The 1464-nt window shown below is 43.9% G+C and carries 2 protein-coding genes; one reads left to right on the top strand and one right to left on the bottom strand.

Annotated elements, in window-relative coordinates:
* Positions 1-312 precede the first annotated feature (312 nt).
* On the top strand, positions 313-633 hold the full coding sequence (locus tag WMO25_RS17940; protein WP_349086582.1) for a helix-turn-helix domain-containing protein: 321 nt from the start codon (positions 313-315) through the stop codon (positions 631-633).
* Positions 634-751: 118 nt separating this feature from the next.
* Here the strand turns inward: WMO25_RS17940 and argH are convergent.
* Positions 752-1464 (bottom strand): argininosuccinate lyase (argH, locus tag WMO25_RS17935; protein ID WP_349086581.1); only part of this gene is annotated, 713 nt, incomplete at its 5' end.

Genomic DNA, 1464 nt, shown 5'->3' with positions numbered 1-1464 from the left:
TGATCAGTGCACTGATCAGAATGTGTGCTTTACTGATCATATAGTCGACAATCTTCTGGAGATAATCAATGGACTGTTCAGCTGTCTCGGCCAGATCACTGGCTGTAGTTGTTGAGACTAAAATATGCATAAGAAGCCTCCTTTTTTGAAAAAATGATAATAGATGGGCGTTTTCTTCCTCTGATTGAAACTGCATCTATTATACCATATTCGTTAAAAAAATAAATTAAAAGTTGTTTGTCGAAAAATCGTCCATTTGTCGTAAATTGTGATATGATGTGTAAACAAAATGATAGGGAGGAGGCAGACAAGATGAATCTTGATATTGTAGGGCGTATCAGGAAGGAGAATGAGAAGCGGGGATGGACAGTGTATCGCCTGGCAAAAGAGGCGAATCTTTCTCATTCGACATTGACGAATATGATGCATCGAGGGACTTGTCCATCATTGACAACCATTGAGAATGTATGTGAAGCTTACGGAATCACATTGGCTGAATTCCTTTATGGGCAGGATGATCTGATTCACCTGAATGCAGAGCAGAAGCGTCATTTGGACAGATGGAATTTGCTGACGGAGAAGCAGCAGCGGGCTGTAGAACTTTTTATAGATGGATTGAATCAGATTGGATGAAGTGTTACGGAAGGAACAGAATAAGCCGTGTATTCGAAACTGTGGTTGAGAGTTGAAATACACGGCTTTGAAAGGCTGCATCCCACAGGATGCGCAGCGTTATTGAATAAACGGCAGATTAGTTTTCTTCAAGATAACGGCTGTTGATATCAATGACTTTCTGCATGGCTTCATGGCCCGGAGCACCGATGGTCTGACGCAGGCTGACACAGGTCTTCATGCTGATGGCTTCATAGACGTCATCTTCGAAGACAGGACTGATTTTCTTGTATTCTTCCAGAGGCAGGTCATCCAGGGCGATACCTTTGTCGATACAGATCAGAACAAGCTGTCCGATGATGCCGTGGGCATCACGGAATGGTACACCATGTTTTACAAGATAATCGGCAGCATCAGTAGCGTTGGTGAAACCATTTTTGCTGCTGGCAGCCATGGTTTCTTTGTTGACATGCATGGTTTTGATCATGCCGTTGAACAGAGCCAGGCAGCCTTTGACTGTATCGATAGCATCGAAGGTCAGTTCTTTGTCTTCCTGCATATCTTTGTTATAAGCAAGAGGAAGGCCTTTCATGGTTGTGAGAAGAGATGTCAATGCGCCATAGACACGGCCTGTTTTGCCTCGGATCAGTTCAGCAATATCAGGATTCTTCTTCTGAGGCATGATAGAACTGCCGGTAGAATAGGCATCATCCAGTTCGATGAAGCGGTATTCATTGCTGTTCCAGAGGATGATCTCTTCACAGAAACGGCTCAGATGCATCATGATCGTGGACAGGGCACTGAGGTATTCGATGAGGTAGTCTCTGTCGGATACAGAATCCATACTGTTGA

The organism is Coprococcus intestinihominis (assembly GCF_040096555.1).
Taxonomy (GTDB): domain Bacteria; phylum Bacillota; class Clostridia; order Lachnospirales; family Lachnospiraceae; genus Coprococcus_A; species Coprococcus_A intestinihominis.
Note: the sequence above shows the minus strand (reverse complement) of the source record. Positions and strands in the feature narration are given on the sequence as shown.

What these genes read in the sequence shown, in the direction of transcription:
- WMO25_RS17940 (WP_349086582.1), top strand. Translation starts at nt 313, where the DNA reads ATGAATCTTGATATTGTAGGGCGTATCAGGAAGGAGAATGAGAAGCGG.